The organism is Agromyces seonyuensis, from assembly GCF_009789225.1.
GTDB lineage: Bacteria > Actinomycetota > Actinomycetes > Actinomycetales > Microbacteriaceae > Agromyces > Agromyces seonyuensis.
Window position 1 is genome coordinate 1 of sequence record NZ_WSTA01000088.1, and the last position, 16,647, is coordinate 16,647.

Here is a 16,647-nt window from a genome sequence, read left to right on the forward strand (position 1 = left end):
TGGTCTTCGGACCTGAGCGCCGGCGGGCTTGGCCGCGGGGGCCGAGCCGGTCTTCGCCGCGGGCGCGGCGGGCGCGCCGGACGTGCCGGCGGCCTCGAGCGCCGCCTTCAGACGACGCGCGACGGGCGGTTCGATGCTGGAGGACGGGCCCTTGACGTATTCGCCCATCTCCTTGAGCTTCTCGAGCGCGACCTTGCTGTCGACGCCGAGTTCGCTCGCAATTTCGTGTACGCGAGGTTTCGCAGCCACTTCACTCCTGTTCCAGGGTCCAGCCCCGGACAGGGCGGACCATCATTGGCGGACGGGTCTCATTTCGAGCCGTTCATGACTTGTCCATTAGCCGTTCAGCCTGTTCTCTACGCGGACGGTGTCGATCTCGCCGCTCGCCTTCAACGCCCGCCCGAAGGCGCGGCGCCGAACGGCGAGTGCAAAGCAGGCGAGATCCGGATGCAGCCACGCGCCGCGCCCCGGAAGCACCGCAGATTCGTCTGGAACGACTTGGGATTCCCGGAGGACGACCCGTAGAAGTGCGGATCGTGGGGCACGCGAACGGCATCCGATGCACGTTCTGACGGGTTCCACTCTACACCCCCCGGTCGTCCCTTCCAGGCGGACGGCCGCCGGATCGGTCATCCGGCCGTGTCGGGCTGGATGTCGATCTTGGCGCCCGTGAGCTTCGCGGCGAGGCGGGCGTTCTGCCCCTCCTTGCCGATGGCGAGCGAGAGCTGGTAGTCCGGCACGAGTGCGCGCACGGCCTTCAGGCTCTCGTCGACGACGAAGGCCTTGGTGACCTTCGCGGGGCTGAGGGCGTTCGAGACGAAGGTCGAGAGGTCCTCCGAGTAGTCGACGATGTCGATCTTCTCGCCGCCGAGCTCCGCCGTGACCGCGCGCACGCGCTGGCCGAGCTCGCCGATCGCGGCGCCCTTGGCGTTGACGCCGGGCTGGTTGGCGCGCACCGCGATCTTCGTGCGGTGGCCGGCCTCGCGGGCGAGCGAGACGATCTCGACGACGCCGGAGGCGATCTCGGGCACCTCGAGCGCGAACAGCTTGCGGACGAGCTGCGGGTGGGTGCGCGAGACCTTGATCTCGGGGCCCTTGGTGCCCTTGGCGACGCTCGTGACGTAGACGCGGATGCGCTGGCCGTGCGGGTACTCCTCGCCCGGGACCTGCTCCTCGGGCGGGAGGACGGCCTCGACCGTGCCGAGGTCGATGTGGATCATGCGCGGGTTCGGTCCCTGCTGGATGACGCCGGCGACGATGTCGCCCTCGCGTCCGCGGAACTCCCCCAGCACGGCGTCGTCGGCGATGTCGCGCAGACGCTGGTTGATGACCTGCTTCGCGGCGAACGCGGCGATGCGGCCGAAGTCGCTCGGGCTGTCCTCGGCTTCGCCGAGCACGTTGCCCTCCTCGTCGACCTCCGGCACGAAGACGGAGACGTGGCCGCTCTGCCGGTCGAGGTGGGCACGCGCGCCGGACGGGTTCTGGGTGCCGTGGCCGTTGGGGTTGGTGTGCTTCAAGTAGGCCGTCAGAATGGCCTGTTCGATGATCTCCACCAGTTCGTCGAAGGGGATCTCCTTCTCGCGCTCCATCATCCGCAGCACGCCGAGGTCGATATCCATCGCCGTCTCCATTCCATATTCAGCTCTCGCCGCCGCACCCAACCGGCGGGCATCAGGCGAGTTTACCGGATGCCCTCCCCGCCGGCGGAACGGGGATGCCCCGGGCCGCGGCCCGGGGCATCCCCGTCATCGCGTCGTCACCAGCGCGGTTCTCCGGGGAAGCCCTTCGGGCCGTGGCCGTGGCCGCGACGCCCGCGGCCCCGCGGACGGCCGGGCTTCACCGGCTCCTCGTCGCGGTAGACCTGCACGACCGAGGGCCGGGGCGCGGCCGCGATGCCGGCGGCCGGGTCGTGCGCGGTCGCGTAGTCCGGGAAGTAGGAGCGCGGCGCGGCGACCGAGCCGTTCTCGCCCGGGTGCTGCACGGCGACGAAGACGAGGCCCTCGCGGTCGTGGATGACCGGACCGCAGGTCTCCGCCTCGCGCGGCACGGCGAGGAACTGCTGGACGCGCCCGCGTTCCCGGCCCTCGAGCGGCACCTTGAAGAGGCCGTCGTTGCGCCCGATCGTGCTCGGGGCGCCGTCGGTCGAGATCCAGAGGTTGCCTTCGGAGTCGAATGCGACGTTGTCGGGGCACGAGATCGGCGAGACGAGCTCCTTCGGGTAGCCCGCGAAGTACGTGTTCGCGTTCGTCGCCGGGTCGCCGCAGAGCAGCAGGATGCTCCAGCCGAAGGTCGTGCCGGACTGGCCCGCGGTCTCGGTGATCTCGATGACGTGGCCGTAGCGGTTGCCGGTGACGGGGTTGGCCTCGTCGACGGCGGTCGCCGCGCGGCCCGAGTTGTTCGTCAGCGCGAGATAGACCTTGCCGGTCTTCGGGTTGGGCTCCACGTCCTCGGGGCGGTCCATCTTCGTGGCGCCGACGGCGTCCGCCGCGAGCCGCGTGAAGACGAGGACCTCCTCGGTCGTGAAGCCGGGCACGACCGAGACGCCGTTCGCCGTGAGCGGGATCCACGCGCCGGAGCCGTCGAACTTCCCGTCGGCGGGCAGCGCCCCGGTGCCGGTGATCTCACCGGCGGGCGAGTTGCCCGAGAACTTGGCGACGTAGAGGTCGCCCTCGCTCAGCAGCGAGAGGTTCTTCTTGCGCGAACCCGAGACGCGGTCCTTCGAGACGAACTTGTAGAGGTAGTCGTTCGCCTGGTCGTCGCCCATGTAGGCGACGGCGCGCCGGTCGCGCCCGACGATGACGTTCGCGCCCTCGTGCTTCATCCGGCCCATCGCCGTGTGCTTCTTCGGCGTGGAGGTCGGGTCCTCGGGGTCGATCTCGACGATCCAGCCGAAGCGGTTGGGCTCGTTGACGTAGTCGGCGTCGTGCGCGTCGAAGCGGGGGTCGTAGGTCTCCCACCCGGTCGCGGTCGACGTCGTCGGGGTGGCCCGGTACCGCTGCTGGCCGGCGGTGTCGGCGGCCCAGGCGAAGTACCCGTCGAAGTTCTCCTCGCCGGAGAGGATGGTGCCCCACGGCGTCGTGCCGCCGGCGCAGTTGCCGAGGGTGCCCTGGACCCAGCGTCCCTCGGGGTCCGCGGCGGTCTTCACGAGGTCCGAGCCGGCGGCCGGGCCGGTGAGCTCGAATCGGGTCTCGACGGTGATGCGCCGGTTCCGGCGTCCGCCGACCACGTAGTTCCACGGCTCGCCGGAGCTCTTCCGGGTCAGCTCCACGACCGAGAACCCCTGCGCGTTCTTGTAGAAGTCGCCACGACGGCGGATCTCGGCGGCGTCGACGGCCGCGGCGGCGAACATGATGCCCGGGTTGACGTACTCGTGGTTGTTCACGAGCACGCCCGTCTTGCCGTTCGGGTCGGCGAGGATATCGAGGTAGTCGCTGTTGTACCCGAACTGGCCGGCCTGGGTCTCGGCCGTGAGGTTCGCGAAGTCGAGCGCCGGCACCCCGGCGAACAGCGGGTCGCCCCAGCGGATGACGGGCTCCCAGACGTAGCCCTCGGGCACGGTGAAGTCGTCGACGGTCGAGGCGACGGGGGCGATCGGGGCGAACTCGAGGTCGCCGCCCTTGCCCGGGCCGCGGCCGTCGCCGGCGTAGGCGGCGCCGGTGGGCGTCGCCGCGGCGATCGCGATGCCGAACGCGCCGGCGGCGCCGATGCCGAGGAGCGCGCGGCGCGAGAGCGCCGCCGAGGCGATGTCGCGGAAGTGCGGATTGTGCGAGGTGTTGCAGTCCGGTTCGAGGCAGGCGTTCGCGCACTTGAGCGCGCACGTGACCGGGGAGCGCTTGCCCCGGGCGTGATCGGCGCTGGTGAGTTCGAGCTCGGTCAGGGTCATCGTCGTTCCTCTCGAGGGGTGGCGGGATCCGCCCCGAGGCTCGCGGAGGTCGGCGAACTTCGGCGGCCGCCCCGGTGAACGAACGGTGTCGTGCGGCCCAATGGTCGCCTTCGCGTCCGCGGCCTCCACCGCGGCGGGGGCCGGGATCGGCGCGATCCGCCTCGGAAATACCGAGCAGGGCTCGGGTTCGCTGCCATGCTGGGCCGATGAACGATGTCAACGAGTTCGTGCTGGCCGCCGGAGACGCGCTCTGGACCTGGATCGTGCTGCCCGTCGTGGTGGTGCTCGGCATCTACTTCACGGTGCGCTCCGGCGTCGTGCAGTTCCGCCTCATCCCCGAGATGTTCCGCACGCTCACCGACAAGACCCCGCGCGACGCCGAGGGCCGTCCGCAATCGGTCTCCGCGTTCCAGGCGTTCACGATCTCGGCGGCCTCGCGCGTCGGGGTGGGCAACATCGCCGGCGTCGGCACGGCCATCGCAGTCGGCGGGCCGGGCGCGGTGTTCTGGATGTGGCTCATGGCCTTCGTCGGCGGAGCGTCGAGCTTCATCGAGTCCTCCCTCGCCCAGCTCTTCAAGGTGCGCGACCGCGACGGCTTCCGCGGCGGCCCCGCCTATTACATGCAGCGGGGGCTCAAGGCGCGCTGGCTCGGCATCCTGTTCGCGGTCATCCTCATCGTCTGCTTCCCGTTCGCGTTCTCCTCCCTGCAGGCCAACACGATCGCCGCGAGCGTCTCGGGCGTCATCGGCGCCGACGCGCCGGGGTGGCTGCCCTGGGTCGTCGGGGTCGGCGTCGCGATCCTGACCGCCCTCGTCGTCTTCGGCGGCGTCCGCCGCATCGCCTCCGTCACGCAGGTGCTCGTGCCGATCATGGCCCTCGCCTACCTGCTGCTCGGGCTCGTCGTCGTCGCGTTCAACCTCGACCGGCTGCCGGTCGTCTTCGGCGAGATCTTCACCCAGGCGTGGGGGTTCAACGAGGTCGTCGGCGCGGCCTTCGGCTACATCGTGCTGACAGGCGTCAAGCGCGGCATGTTCTCCAACGAGGCCGGACTCGGCTCGGCGCCGAACGCCGGCGCGACGGCGGCCGTCACGCACCCGGTCAAGCAGGGTCTCGTGCAGACCCTCGGGGTCTACTTCGACACGTTCCTCGTCTGCTCGATCACCGCGTTCATCATCCTCGTGTCGGTGCCCGACCTCGCGAACGCCGAACGCGGCATCGGCCTGACGCAGGATGCGCTGACCTCGACGCTCGGCAGTTGGGCGGGCGTCGCGCTCAGCGTCATCGTGTTCCTGCTCGCGTTCTCCTCGATCCTCGGCAACTACTACTACGGCGAGTCCAACATCGAGTTCATCTCCCCGAACCGGGGCGTGCTCACGGCGTACCGCGCGCTCGTCGTCGTGGCGGTGCTGGTCGGCTCGGTGGCCGCGGCCGACCTCGTCTGGAACCTCGCCGACGGCATCATGGGCCTCATGGCGCTCACGAACCTCATCGCCATCGCGCTGCTCTCCGGGATCGCCTTCCGGCTGCTGAAGGACTACACCGACCAGCGCCGCGCCGGCCTCGATCCGGTCTTCACGAAAGCGAGGATGCCCGACGTCGAGGGCATCGCCGTCTGGGAGGACGAGCTCTCGGTCACCGGCCCCATCGACGTCGCGACCGCCCGCCACCAGGCGTCCAAGCACCGCGACCACCTGCACGACCCGGAGCACGGGGCGTGAACCCGTCCGCATAGCGCGACGCGGAGTCGCGCGCAACCGCCTCCCGCGAGCGTCCCGTCGCCGATAGCGTCGCGGACATGGTGAAGACGGAAGCGCGCCGCGTCGCGCAGCAGGCCGACCGCTCCCCCGTGCTCACGATCGCGGCTCGGGTCGGGTTCGCGATGCTCGGCCTCCTGCACCTGCTGATCGGCATCCTCGCGATCGCGATCGCGGTCGGCGCGGGCGGACAGGAGGCGGACCAGTCGGGCGCGCTCGAACAGGTCGCCGCCGCGCCCCTCGGCGGCGTGCTGCTCTGGGTCGTCGCGCTCGGGCTGCTCGCGCTCGGGCTCTGGCAGCTCCTCGAGGGCGTGCTCGTCCGCGAGTCGGAGCCGACGAAGAAGTGGGGGCGACGAGCTGCCGAGTGGGGCAAGGCCATCGCCTACCTGGCCATCGGCGTCCTCGCCCTCGGCTTCGCCCTCGGCAGCCGGTCGAGCTCGTCCGAATCGTCGCAGCGCGTCAGCGGCGAGCTCCTCTCGACACCCGGCGGGGTGTTCGTGCTCGTCCTCGTCGGCCTCGCCACGCTCGGCATCGGGATCGGCTTCGTCGTCATCGGCGTGCGTCGCACGTTCGCGAAGCAACTGCGGCTCCCCGCCGGCGCCGCGCGGGGCGTCGTGCTCGGCACCGGCGTCGTCGGCTACGTCGCGAAGGGGATCGCGCTCGCAGCCGCCGGGGTGCTCTTCGTCGTCGCGGCCCTGACCGGAGATCCGGAAGCCGCGGGCGGCATCGACGCGGGGCTGCGCAGCCTCGCCGACCTGCCCGCGGGCGAGGTGCTGCTCTGGCTCACGGGCCTCGGGCTCATCGTCTACGGCGGGTACTGCGGCCTGCGCTCCTGGTTCGGGCGGTTCTGAACGGTCGAGCCCCGCGCCGCTCGCAGACCGCGACGGCCCGCGAACCCCTCGGGGTCCGCGGGCCGTCGTGCGGTCGGCTCCGGCTCAGCCGGCGAGCGCCGACACGACGCCGTCGATCGGCACCTGCGTGCGCTCGCCGCTCGCGCGGTCCCACACCTCGACGACGCCGTCGGCGACGCCGCGGCCCGCGATGACGATCTTCGGCACGCCGAGCAGTTCGGCGTCGGCGAACTTCACGCCCGGCGAGAGCTTGGGACGGTCGTCGAAGAGCACGTCGTAGCGGGCGTCCTCGAGGGCGGCGACGATCGTCTCGGCGGCGTCGAACGCGGCCTGGTCCTTGCCGGTGGCGAGCACGTGCACGTCGAACGGCGCGACGGCCTCCGGCCAGACGAGGCCCTTGTCGTCGTGGTGGTCCTCGGCGATCGCCGCGAGGATGCGCGTGACGCCGATGCCGTAGGAGCCCATCGTGACGGTGACGAGCTTGCCGTTCTCGTCGAGCACCTTGAGCCCGAGGGCGTCGGCGTACTTGCGGCCGAGTTGGAAGACGTGGCCGATCTCCATGCCGCGCGCGAGCTCGACGGGACCGGAGCCGTCGGGCGCCGGGTCGCCGGGCACGACGTTCGCGGCCTCCGCGGTGCCGTCGGCGGTGAAGTCGCGGCCGGCGACGAGGCCGAAGACGTGCTGCTCGTCGACGTTGGCACCGGTGATCCACTCGGTGCCGTCGACGACGCGGGGGTCGAGCAGGTACCTGATGCCCGTGGTCGATTCCTCGCCGAGCACGGCGCCCGCGGGCGACCAAGGGCCGATGTAGCCCTTGACGAGGCCCGGGTTGGCGGCGAAGTCCGCTTCGGTGGCGGGCTCGATCTCGGTGCCCGGGAAGGCGACCTCGACGCGCTTGTCGTCGATCTCGCGGTCGCCGGGGATGCCCACGACGACGAGCTCGCGCGTGCCGTCGAGGTGGGTGAGGGCGAGCACGACGTTCTTCAGCGTGTCGGCCGCCGTCCAGGGGCGGTCGGGCCGCGGGTACTCGGCGTTGGCGAGGTCGACGAGCGTCGCGATCGTGCGCGTGTTCGGCGAGGGCAGGATGCGCGGCTCGGGCAGGCCATCGAACGGCACGGCCTCGGGCACGACCGTCGTGAACGCCTCGACGTTGGCGGCGTAGCCGCCCGCGGAGCGCACGAACGTGTCCTCGCCGACGGGCGTCGGGTGCAGGAACTCCTCGGACTTCGAGCCGCCCATCGCCCCGGCGTCCGCCTTGACGATCACGTACTCCATGCCGAGGCGGGCGAAGATGCGCTCGTAGGCGTCGCGCTGCGCCTGGTACGACGCGTCGAGGCCGGCGTCGGACGCGTCGAAGGAGTAGGCGTCCTTCATCGTGAACTCGCGACCGCGCAGGAGGCCGGCGCGGGGGCGGGCCTCGTCGCGGTACTTGTCCTGGATCTGGAAGATCGTCAGCGGCAGGTCCTTGTACGAGGAGTACAGGTCCTTGACGAGGAGCGTGAACGCCTCCTCGTGGGTGGGCGCGAGCAGGTAATCGGCGCCCTTGCGGTCCTGGAGGCGGAAGAGGGCGTCGCCGTACTCGGTCCAGCGGCCGGTGACCTCGTAGGGCTCGCGCGGCAGCAGCGCCGGGAAGTGCACCTCGTGGGCGCCCGCGGCCGCCATCTCCTCGCGCACGATCTGCTCGATCTTCGCCTTGACGCGCAGCCCCAGCGGGAGCCACGCGAACACGCCCGGCGCCTGGCGCCGGATGTAGCCGGCTCGGACGAGCAGCTTGTGGCTGGCGACCTCGGCGTCGGCCGGGTCTTCGCGGAGGGTGCGGAGGAAGAAGTTCGTCAGACGTACGGGCACCCGCACAGTCTAGGCGTCGCGCCCCGACCCGGCGTTCCCTAGGCTGACCGCCATGACGCACGGGCGCGCACCGAGACTCGACGCCGCGGCACGGCGCGGCGCACTCGGTCAGGCGCTCGCCGAGCTGCGCACGCAGCTCGAATTGCCCGACGGTTTCGCCCCGGACGTGCTCGCGGATGCCGAGCGCTCCGTGCGGGAATACCGCGCCCCCGAGACCGACCTCACGGGCATCCCGTTCGTCACCATCGACCCGCCCGGCTCGCTCGACCTCGACCAGGCGTTCGCGATCGAGCGTCTCGATCGCGGCCGCAGCCGGGTGCGCTACGCGATCGCCGACGTGCCGGGATTCGTCGTCCCCGGCTCGCCGCTCGACCTCGAGACGCGTCGTCGCGGCCAGACGCTCTACGGCGTCGACGACCGCATCCCGCTGCATCCGACGACGATCTCCGAGGATGCCGCGTCGCTGCTGCCGGGGCTCGAGCGCGGCGCGTACGTGTGGGAGTTCGACCTCGACGCCGACGGAGCGGTCGCGGCGACACGACTGCAGCGCGCCCGTGTCCGCTCGCGCGCCCGGCTCGACTACGCGACGGCGCAGGCCGCGCTCGACTCCGGCGGCGAAGCGGATGACTCGCCGCTCGTCGCCCTCGCCGACGTCGGCCGCGCCCGACTCGAGCAGGAAGCCCGACGGGGCGGCGCGAGCCTCAACACGCCGGAGATCGACGTCGAGCGGGACGGCGCCGACGACGGCCCCGGCTACCGGCTCGTGCGCCGGGAGGTGCTCCCCGTCGAGGAGTGGAACGCGCAGCTCTCACTGATGACCGGGATGGCGGCGGCCGGGGTGATGCTCGCCGGCGGCATCGGCATCCTGCGCACCATGCCGCCCGCTTCCGACGACGCGATCGCCGCGTTCCGACGGCGCACGGTCGCGCTCGGCCGGCCGTGGCCCGATGACGAGCGCTACGGCGATTACCTGCGCCGCCTCGACCGCCGCGACCCGACCGTGCTCGCGGTGCTCGATGCGGCGACGGAGCTCTTCCGCGGCGCCGGCTACACGGTCGTCGACGGCGAGGCGCCCGAGCATCCCGAGCAGTCGGCGCTGGCCGCGCCCTACGCCCACGTCACCGCGCCGCTGCGCCGCCTCGTCGACCGGTGGGGGCTCGTGCTGTGCGAGCGGCTGCTCGCCGGCGGTTCGCGCACCGACGAGGAGATCGCCTGGGCCGTGCGCTCGCTCGGCGAGCTGCCGCCGGTCATGCGCGAGTCCTCCCGCCTCGGCGCCCGCTGGAACGGCGCCGGCGTCGCGCGGGTGGAGGCCGCCGTCCTCGCCGACCGGCTCGGCGAGACGTTCCGCGCGAGCGTCGTCGACGTCGAGGGCGGCCGGGCCGAACTGCAGCTCGTGGACCCGGCCGTGACCGCGCGCTGCGACGCCGACCCGGGCTGGAATGCGGGCCAGGACGTCGACGTCGTGCTGCGCGCCGCCGACATCGCCTCCGGCTCGGTGCGCTTCGACCGGCGCGGTGAGGGATTTCTCACACCCCGTCGCGTGACGCGCACCGCACGGACCCGCAGAATGTTCCGATGGACACGGTGCGGTTCCCGGCGGTGCTGCGCTCGGTGCGCGCCCGCATCCTGTTCTCGATGCTCGTCGTCACCGCACTCGCGATGGCGATCGCGGGCGCGGCGTCCTTCCTCGTGCAGCGCGAGCGCACCCTCGCGCAGATCGACGAACGACTCCAGCACACCGTCGAGGACCTCCAGTTCGTCGCCGCCGGCGACGGCACCGACGAGTCGATCCCGACGAGCGCCGTCGAGCTCATGAAGACCGCCATGGAGCGCGTCGTCCCCGACCACAACGCTTCGACCGTCGCCCTGCTCGACGGGCAGCCCGCCCTCGTGCCCGCGGCCGACGTGTCGTTCCGGCTCGACGACGACCCGGAGTTCCTCGCACGGGTCGCGGGCGAAGCCGACGACGAACGGGTCGTCATCGGCACGGCCGCCGCCGCCCCCGGCATCCTGCGCTACGTGATCGTGCCCGTGCACGCCCCCGGCGACCCCTCGACGGGCCAGTACGTCTCGGCCTACAACCTGAGCGCCGAACTCGACGAGCTCTCCGACGCGTTCGCCGCGTACGCGATCGTCGCCGCCGTCTCCCTCGTCGTGATCGGCGGCGTCGGCTGGGCCGTCGCCGGGCGGTCCCTGCGGCCGATCCGGCGGCTCCGGGAGACCGCCGCCCGCATCAGCGCCTCCGACCTGTCCGAGCGCATCCCCGTGCAGGGCAACGACGACGTCTCCGAACTCGCCCGCACCGTCGACGGGATGCTCGACCGGCTCGAGGACTCGTTCTCCGCGCAGCGCCGCCTCCTCGACGACGTCAGCCACGAGCTGCGCACCCCGCTCACCATCGTCCGCGGCCATCTCGAACTCCTCGACCCCGACTCCCCCGACGACGTGCGCGAGGTCCGCGAACTCGCGCTCGACGAGCTCGACCGCCTCGGCGACCTCGTTGCCGGCATCGGCACCCTCGTCAAGAGCCGCAGACCCGACTTCGTGGCCCGGGCCGACGTCGACGTGGCCGAGCTGACCGCGCAGGTCGCCGCGAAGGCCGCCGCCTTCGACTCCGATCGCCTCTGGCGCATCGGCGGCACGGCCGGCCTTCGGGCACGGCTCGACCCGGCGCGCATCACCCAGGCGTGGCTGCAGCTCGCCGAGAACGCCGCCCGCTACGCGACGCCCGCCACCGAGGTCGTGCTCGGCAGCCGCGTCGTGCGAACCCCGACCGGCGAGCAACTCGAGTTCGTCGTCGCGGACGAGGGACCGGGCATCCCGACGGCGCATCGCGAGCGCGTGTTCGAACGCTTCGCCCGCGTCGCGCCGGGCCGCGGTGACGACGGCAGCGGGCTCGGCCTCTCGATCGTGCGCGCCATCGCCGAAGCGCACGGCGGCACCGCGTCGCTGCGCGACTCGGCCGCGGGCGGTTCGGAGTTCGTCGTGCGGGTGCCGCTCGATCGCCCCGAGGCCGGCATCGGCTCCGCGCCGACGGCGCCGCGGTCCCTGCCCGCCGCAGCACGCCCCGGGGCCGCCGAAGACGCGGACGCCGAGGTCGGCTCGAGTGCCGCATCCGTACACGGCTTGGATGCCGATCCGGCCGCGGAGCCCGGATTCGACGAGCTCATCGGGGCGTCGTCGCGCCCCGCACCGCGCGAGCGCCCCCAGCGCGCGGACCGCAACCCGCGGCCGCCCGGCCGCCCCGAAGGAGGAACCCGATGAACCGCATCCTCGTCGCCGAGGACGAACCGCGCATCTCCAGCTTCCTGGACCGCGGCCTCACCGCTGCCGGCTACGACGTGCGTCTCGTCGCCGACGGCGCGCTCGCGCTCGCGGAGGCGCGCACCGGCCTCTACGACCTGCTGCTGCTCGACCTCGGGCTGCCGGAGGTCGACGGCTTCGAGGTGCTGTCGGCGCTCCGCGCCGAAGGGGTGCCGATCGCCGTGGTCATCCTGACGGCTCGGGATTCGGCCGAGGACACGGTCGCCGGCCTCGACGGCGGGGCGAACGACTATCTCGCCAAGCCGTTCCGCTTCGACGAACTGCTCGCCCGCGTGCGACTGCGGCTGAAGGAGGCACGGGTGAGCGAACCCGACGGCTCCCTCGCGTTCGCCGGCCTCGAACTCGATGTCCGCGGCCGGCGCATCGCGGTCCGCGGCCGCGTCGTCGACCTCTCGGCACGGGAGTTCGCGCTCGCGGAGGAGCTGCTGCGCCATCCGGACCAGGTCCTCAGCCGAGAGCAGCTGCTCAGCCGTGTCTGGGGCTTCGACTTCGACCCCGGCTCGAACGTCGTCGACGTGTACGTGCGGTATCTCCGCAACAAGATCGGCGCGAACTACATCGAGACCGTTCGCGGGATGGGCTACCGGCTCGTCGACCCGGACCACTCCGTCGTGGTCCGCTGAGCCGGCCTCACCGAACCGGCCTCACAGAACCCGCGTCATCGACGCACTCGCCGCGATCTGTCTCACCCGCGGCCCCGACCGCCGCCGTCGCGACCTCCGCCGCCGCCGTCGCGGTCGCCGCGCCCCTCGCCGCCTCGACCGTCGCTGCTGCGGCCGCTTCGGTCGTCCCACCCGCCTCGGCCGTCGCCGCCGTGGTCGTCCCAGCCGTCGTCGTCGCGGTCGTCGCGCGGGCGATCTCCCCCGTGGTCGTCGCCCGGCTCGTCGACGACCGTCCCCGTGCTCGGAGCGGTGCCGGGCGCGTCCCCGGAACCCTGATCGGCTGTGCCGTCGTCGTCGACGACGACCGGGGGCGCGACGACCTCTTCGGGCGCCGGCGTCGCCTCGGGGGCGGTGGGCGACGGCGTCGCGCTCGGCGCGGGGGTCGTGGCGACGGGCGGCGTCGGCGAGGGCGTCTCTGCGGTGACGCCGCGGAGGTCGAGGACCTGCGCGGGCGATTCCTCGAGCTGGAAGGCCGCGGTCGCCGCGATGGCGGCCGCCGATGCGCCGCCCCCGACGATGACGACGCCGGCAGCGACCAGGCCGATCGTGGTGGATCTCCACATCGTGCACCTCCGTGTGTGCTGGGACTCCCCCAGCATCCTCGATCGTCGTGAGCCGCGGGTGATGGGGGCGTGAGAGTCCCCTCATCCGCATCCGGCGATGTTGATCCAAGCAACATCCCGGAAATCCGCGCGCAATCGCCGGGCGCCTCGCCGCCGCTAGCGTGACCCTCACGACGGAAGGATTCCAGCATGACCGCGGTACGGCTCGGCGACAACAAGTACGGCAAGGCGGAGGTGCGGCTCGTCAGGGTCACGCGCGACACCGCCCGCCACGAGATCGAAGACCTGAACGTCACGAGCCAACTGCGCGGCGCACGGCTCGAGGGGTCCTTCCTCGAGGGCGACAACTCGCTCGTGGTCGCGACCGACACGCAGAAGAACACGGTCTACGCCTTCGCCCGCGACGGCGTCGGCTCCCCCGAGGCGTTCCTCCTCCGACTCGCGGAGCACTTCACCGGCGAGTTCGACTGGATCGAGGGCGGTCTCTGGCAGGCCGAGCAGTACTCGTGGGAGCGCATCGTCGCCGGCGGCGCCGAGCACGACCATTCCTTCGCTCGCACGAACCGCGCCACGCGCCTTGCGGCGGTCCAGGTGGTCGACGGCGAGACGCACGTCACCGCGGGACTGACCGACCTCACGGTACTGAAGTCGACCGGCAGCGAGTTCCACGGATTCCCGCGCGACCGCTACACGACCCTCGCCGAGACGACCGATCGCATCCTCGCGACCTCGGTCACGGCCCGCTGGCGCTACTTGCCCGAAGCCGTCGCCGCGGGAATCGACTACAACGCCGTCTACGCCGAGGTGGAAGCGCTCCTGCTCGACGCGTTCGCGAGCACGCACTCCCTCGCTCTGCAGCAGACGCTCTGGGAGATGGGGAAGGCGGTCGTGGAGGCGGTCGACGCCATCGCCGAGATCCGCTTCGCGATGCCGAACAAGCACCACTTCCTCGTGGACCTCGCGCCCTTCGGGCTCGACAACCCGAACGAGGTGTTCTTCGCCGCCGATCGCCCCTACGGCCTCATCGAGGGCACGGTGGTCCGAGACGGCGTCGCCGAGGCGCCGAACGCCTGGAAGGATCTGCCGGGCTTCATCTGAGCCCGAACGCGAGGATGCCCCGTGCCGCGGCCTGCGGCACGGGGCATCCTCGTCGGCCGGAGCCGGATCAGGAGGTGAAGACCTCAGGGCTGCCGAGCGGAGCGTCGGCGCCCATCTCGGCGGCGATGCGGTTTGCCTCCTCGATGAGGGTCTGCACGATCTCGGCCTCGGGGACGGTCTTGATGACCTCGCCCTTGACGAAGATCTGGCCCTTGCCGTTGCCCGAGGCGACGCCGAGGTCGGCCTCGCGGGCCTCGCCGGGCCCGTTGACGACGCAGCCCATGACGGCGACCCGCAGCGGCACGCTCATGCCCTCGAGGCCGTCGGTGACGTCGTTGGCGAGCTTGTACACGTCGACCTGCGCGCGGCCGCACGACGGGCACGAGACGATCTCGAGCTTGCGCTCGCGGAGGTTGAGCGACTGCAGGATCTGCAGGCCGACCTTGATCTCCTCGACGGGCGGCGCCGACAGCGAGACGCGCAGAGTGTCGCCGATGCCCTCCGAGAGCAGGATGCCCATGGCCGTCGCGCTCTTGATGGTGCCCTGGAACGCCGGACCGGCCTCGGTGACGCCGAGGTGCAGGGGCCAGTCGCCGCGCTCGGCGAGCTGACGGTACGCCTTCACCATGACGATGGGGTCGTTGTGCTTGACGGAGATCTTGAAGTCGTGGAAGTCGTGCTCCTCGAAGAGGCTCGCCTCCCACACTGCCGACTCGACGAGCGCCTCGGGGGTCGCCTTGCCGTACTTCTCGAGCAGACGCGGGTCGAGGGAGCCGGCGTTGACGCCGATGCGGATGCTGACGCCCGCGGCCTTGGCACGACGCGCGATCTCGCCGACCTGGTCGTCGAACTTGCGGATGTTGCCGGGGTTCACGCGGACCGCGGCGCAGCCGGCGTCGATCGCGGCGTAGACGTAGTTCGGCTGGAAGTGGATGTCGGCGATGACCGGGATCTGGCTCTTCATCGCGATGATCGGCAGCGCCTCGGCGTCGTCGCGGCTCGGCACGGCGACGCGCACGATGTCGCAGCCGGAGGCCGTCAGCTCGGCGATCTGCTGCAGCGTCTCGTTGATGTTCGTCGTGGGGGTCGTGGTCATCGACTGGACGCTCACGGGGGCGTCGCCGCCGACGAGCACCTTGCCCACCTTGATCTGGCGCGACTTGCGTCGGGGGGCCAGGACCTCCGGGACTTTGGGCATTCCGAGATTCACTGCAGGCACCCGACCATTCTACGGCGGTGCAGCGGCCGCATTCCCGCTCCAGCGGCACTCGCGGGGCCGGCGCGCCGGTTCCCTCAGGCGCAGCCCTCGGTCGGGAGCTCCGGGGCGCGGATGAGCGCGACCCGCACGCCCCGCGAGCCCGCCGGCCGCACCCCGGCGAGCGCGCACCCTCCCCGGTCGTGCCGTCTCCGCCACTCCGATCCGCCCGGAACGGCGCCGCGCGCCGCATACACTCGAAAGCCCCACGCCCGAGTCGAAGGAGACCGCCCGAATGCCCCAGACCGACGTCGTCCTGCTCGCGGGAGCGCGCACCCCCTTCGGCCGCATCGGCGGCAATCTCGCCGCGGTCTCCGCGGTCGCTCTCGGCACCGTCGCGATCCGCGGCGCACTGGAGCGCTCCGGCGTCTCGCCCGACGACGTCGACGCCGTCGTGCTCGGCCAGGTGCTCCAGGCCGGCGCCGGGCAGAACCCCGCCCGCCAGTCCGCCGTGGCCGCGGGCATCCCCTGGTCGGTGCCGAGCGTCACGGTGAACTCGGTCTGCCTGTCGGGCCTGCGTGCGATCGCCGACGCGGCGCGCCTCATCCGCGCCGGCGAGGCCGACGTCGTCGTCGCCGGTGGCCAGGAGTCGATGACGAACGCCCCGCACCTGCTGCCCGGCTCCCGTGCGGGTCACGCCTACGGCACGATCGGCCTGCTCGACCACGCCGCCCACGACGGCCTCTCCGACGCCTTCGACGGCGTCTCGATGGGCGAATCGACCGAGGCGCACAACGCCCGCTTCGGGTTCGCGCGCACCGAGCAGGACGCCTTCGCGGCGTCCTCGCACGTCCGCGCGGGCGCCGCGATCGCCGCGGGGCGCTTCGACGCAGAGATCGTGCCCGTCGAGATCCCCCAGCGCAAGGGCGACCCGGTCGTCGTGACGGCCGACCAGGGCGTGCGCCCCGACTCGAGCGTCGACACGCTCGCCGGGCTGCGTCCCGCCTTCGCCGCGGACGGCACGATCACCGCCGGCAACTCCTCGCCGATCTCCGACGGCGCCGCGGCGGTGGTGCTCGCGAGCCGCACCTGGGCCGAGGACCACGGCCTCGACTGGCTCGCGGTGGTCGAGGCCACCGCCTCGGTCGCCGGACCCGACAACTCGCTCCACGAGCAGCCCTCGAACGCGATCGACGCCGCGCTGGGTCGTGCCGGCTGGACCCGCGACGACCTCGACGTCGTCGAGATCAACGAGGCTTTCGCCGCCGTCGGCCTCGCCTCCACGAACGCACTCGGCGTCGACCCGGCGATCGTCAACCCCAACGGCGGCGCGATCGCACTCGGGCATCCGATCGGCGCTTCGGGAGCACGGCTCGCGCTCACCGCGGCGGTCGAGCTCGCCGTGCGCGGCGGCGGCCGCGCGGCCGTCGCGCTGTGCGGCGGCGGCGGTCAGGGCGAGGCGCTGCTGC

Annotated in this window: 14 protein-coding genes; 7 read left to right on the plus strand and 7 right to left on the minus strand. The window is 72.2% G+C overall.

Translation table 11 applies throughout. The annotated features are described in order from the left end of the window. The 4 genes from GB864_RS15365 to GB864_RS15380 all read right to left on the minus strand — a co-directional run. On the minus strand, positions 1-249 hold a 249-nt coding region (locus GB864_RS15365; RefSeq protein ID WP_160426577.1), incomplete at its 3' end, for a translation initiation factor IF-2 N-terminal domain-containing protein. 87 nt (positions 250-336) lie between these two features. Beyond that, a complete protein-coding gene (locus tag GB864_RS15370) occupies positions 337-633 on the minus strand; it encodes a YlxR family protein (protein WP_160426578.1) in 297 nt (98 codons plus the stop codon). Then, entirely contained in the window at positions 630-1,619 is a 990-nt protein-coding gene (gene nusA, locus GB864_RS15375; RefSeq protein ID WP_160426579.1) for a transcription termination factor NusA, read from the minus strand. The genes GB864_RS15370 and nusA overlap by 4 nt, the downstream gene beginning before the upstream one ends. A gap of 137 nt (positions 1,620-1,756) precedes the next feature. Next, complete coding sequence (locus GB864_RS15380) at positions 1,757-3,883, minus strand: PhoX family protein (RefSeq protein WP_160426580.1); 2,127 nt, start codon at positions 3,881-3,883, stop codon at positions 1,757-1,759. A 206-nt stretch (positions 3,884-4,089) separates the two neighbouring features. Here GB864_RS15380 and GB864_RS15385 point away from each other — a divergent pair, with 206 nt between their 5' ends. Both GB864_RS15385 and GB864_RS15390 read left to right on the plus strand, forming a co-directional pair. After that, positions 4,090-5,601: an alanine/glycine:cation symporter family protein gene (locus GB864_RS15385; protein ID WP_160426581.1), complete on the plus strand. Its 1,512-nt coding sequence runs from the start codon at positions 4,090-4,092 to the stop codon at positions 5,599-5,601. A gap of 77 nt (positions 5,602-5,678) precedes the next feature. Then, positions 5,679-6,488, plus strand: coding sequence for a DUF1206 domain-containing protein (locus tag GB864_RS15390; protein ID WP_160426582.1), 810 nt, complete (start codon positions 5,679-5,681; stop codon positions 6,486-6,488). Between the two features lie 84 nt (positions 6,489-6,572). On the opposite strand, the gene GB864_RS15395 is transcribed toward GB864_RS15390, so the two are convergent. Continuing rightward, positions 6,573-8,336 (minus strand): proline--tRNA ligase, encoded by a 1,764-nt coding sequence (locus GB864_RS15395; RefSeq protein WP_336604035.1) that lies wholly within the window; start codon positions 8,334-8,336, stop codon positions 6,573-6,575. A 52-nt stretch (positions 8,337-8,388) separates the two neighbouring features. Here GB864_RS15395 and GB864_RS18605 point away from each other — a divergent pair, with 52 nt between their 5' ends. The 3 genes from GB864_RS18605 to GB864_RS15410 are packed head-to-tail and all read left to right on the plus strand — an operon-like array spanning position 8,389 to position 12,283. Next, positions 8,389-10,152: an RNB domain-containing ribonuclease gene (locus GB864_RS18605; RefSeq protein WP_160426583.1), complete on the plus strand. Its 1,764-nt coding sequence runs from the start codon at positions 8,389-8,391 to the stop codon at positions 10,150-10,152. Positions 10,153-10,160: 8 nt separating this feature from the next. After that, entirely contained in the window at positions 10,161-11,600 is a 1,440-nt protein-coding gene (locus GB864_RS15405; RefSeq protein WP_236779176.1) for a sensor histidine kinase, read from the plus strand. After that, positions 11,597-12,283 (plus strand): response regulator transcription factor, encoded by a 687-nt coding sequence (locus GB864_RS15410; protein ID WP_160426585.1) that lies wholly within the window; start codon positions 11,597-11,599, stop codon positions 12,281-12,283. Before GB864_RS15405 ends, GB864_RS15410 begins: the two co-directional genes overlap by 4 nt. A 62-nt stretch (positions 12,284-12,345) precedes the next feature. Here the strand turns inward: GB864_RS15410 and GB864_RS15415 are convergent, their stop codons facing one another. Then, on the minus strand, positions 12,346-12,885 hold the full coding sequence (locus GB864_RS15415) for a superantigen-like protein SSL4 (protein WP_160426586.1): 540 nt from the start codon (positions 12,883-12,885) through the stop codon (positions 12,346-12,348). A gap of 189 nt (positions 12,886-13,074) precedes the next feature. Here GB864_RS15415 and pucL point away from each other — a divergent pair, with 189 nt between their 5' ends. Continuing rightward, on the plus strand, positions 13,075-13,983 hold the full coding sequence (pucL, locus tag GB864_RS15420; protein WP_160426587.1) for a factor-independent urate hydroxylase: 909 nt from the start codon (positions 13,075-13,077) through the stop codon (positions 13,981-13,983). Positions 13,984-14,050: 67 nt separating this feature from the next. Here the strand turns inward: pucL and ispG are convergent, their stop codons facing one another. Next, positions 14,051-15,181 carry a flavodoxin-dependent (E)-4-hydroxy-3-methylbut-2-enyl-diphosphate synthase gene (gene ispG / locus GB864_RS15425; protein ID WP_160426588.1) on the minus strand — a complete coding sequence of 377 codons (1,131 nt, stop codon included), beginning with the start codon at positions 15,179-15,181 and terminating at the stop codon, positions 14,051-14,053. 292 nt (positions 15,182-15,473) lie between these two features. Between ispG and GB864_RS15430 the strand changes: the two genes are divergently transcribed. Then, on the plus strand, positions 15,474-16,647 hold a 1,174-nt coding region (locus GB864_RS15430), incomplete at its 3' end, for an acetyl-CoA C-acetyltransferase (RefSeq protein WP_160426589.1).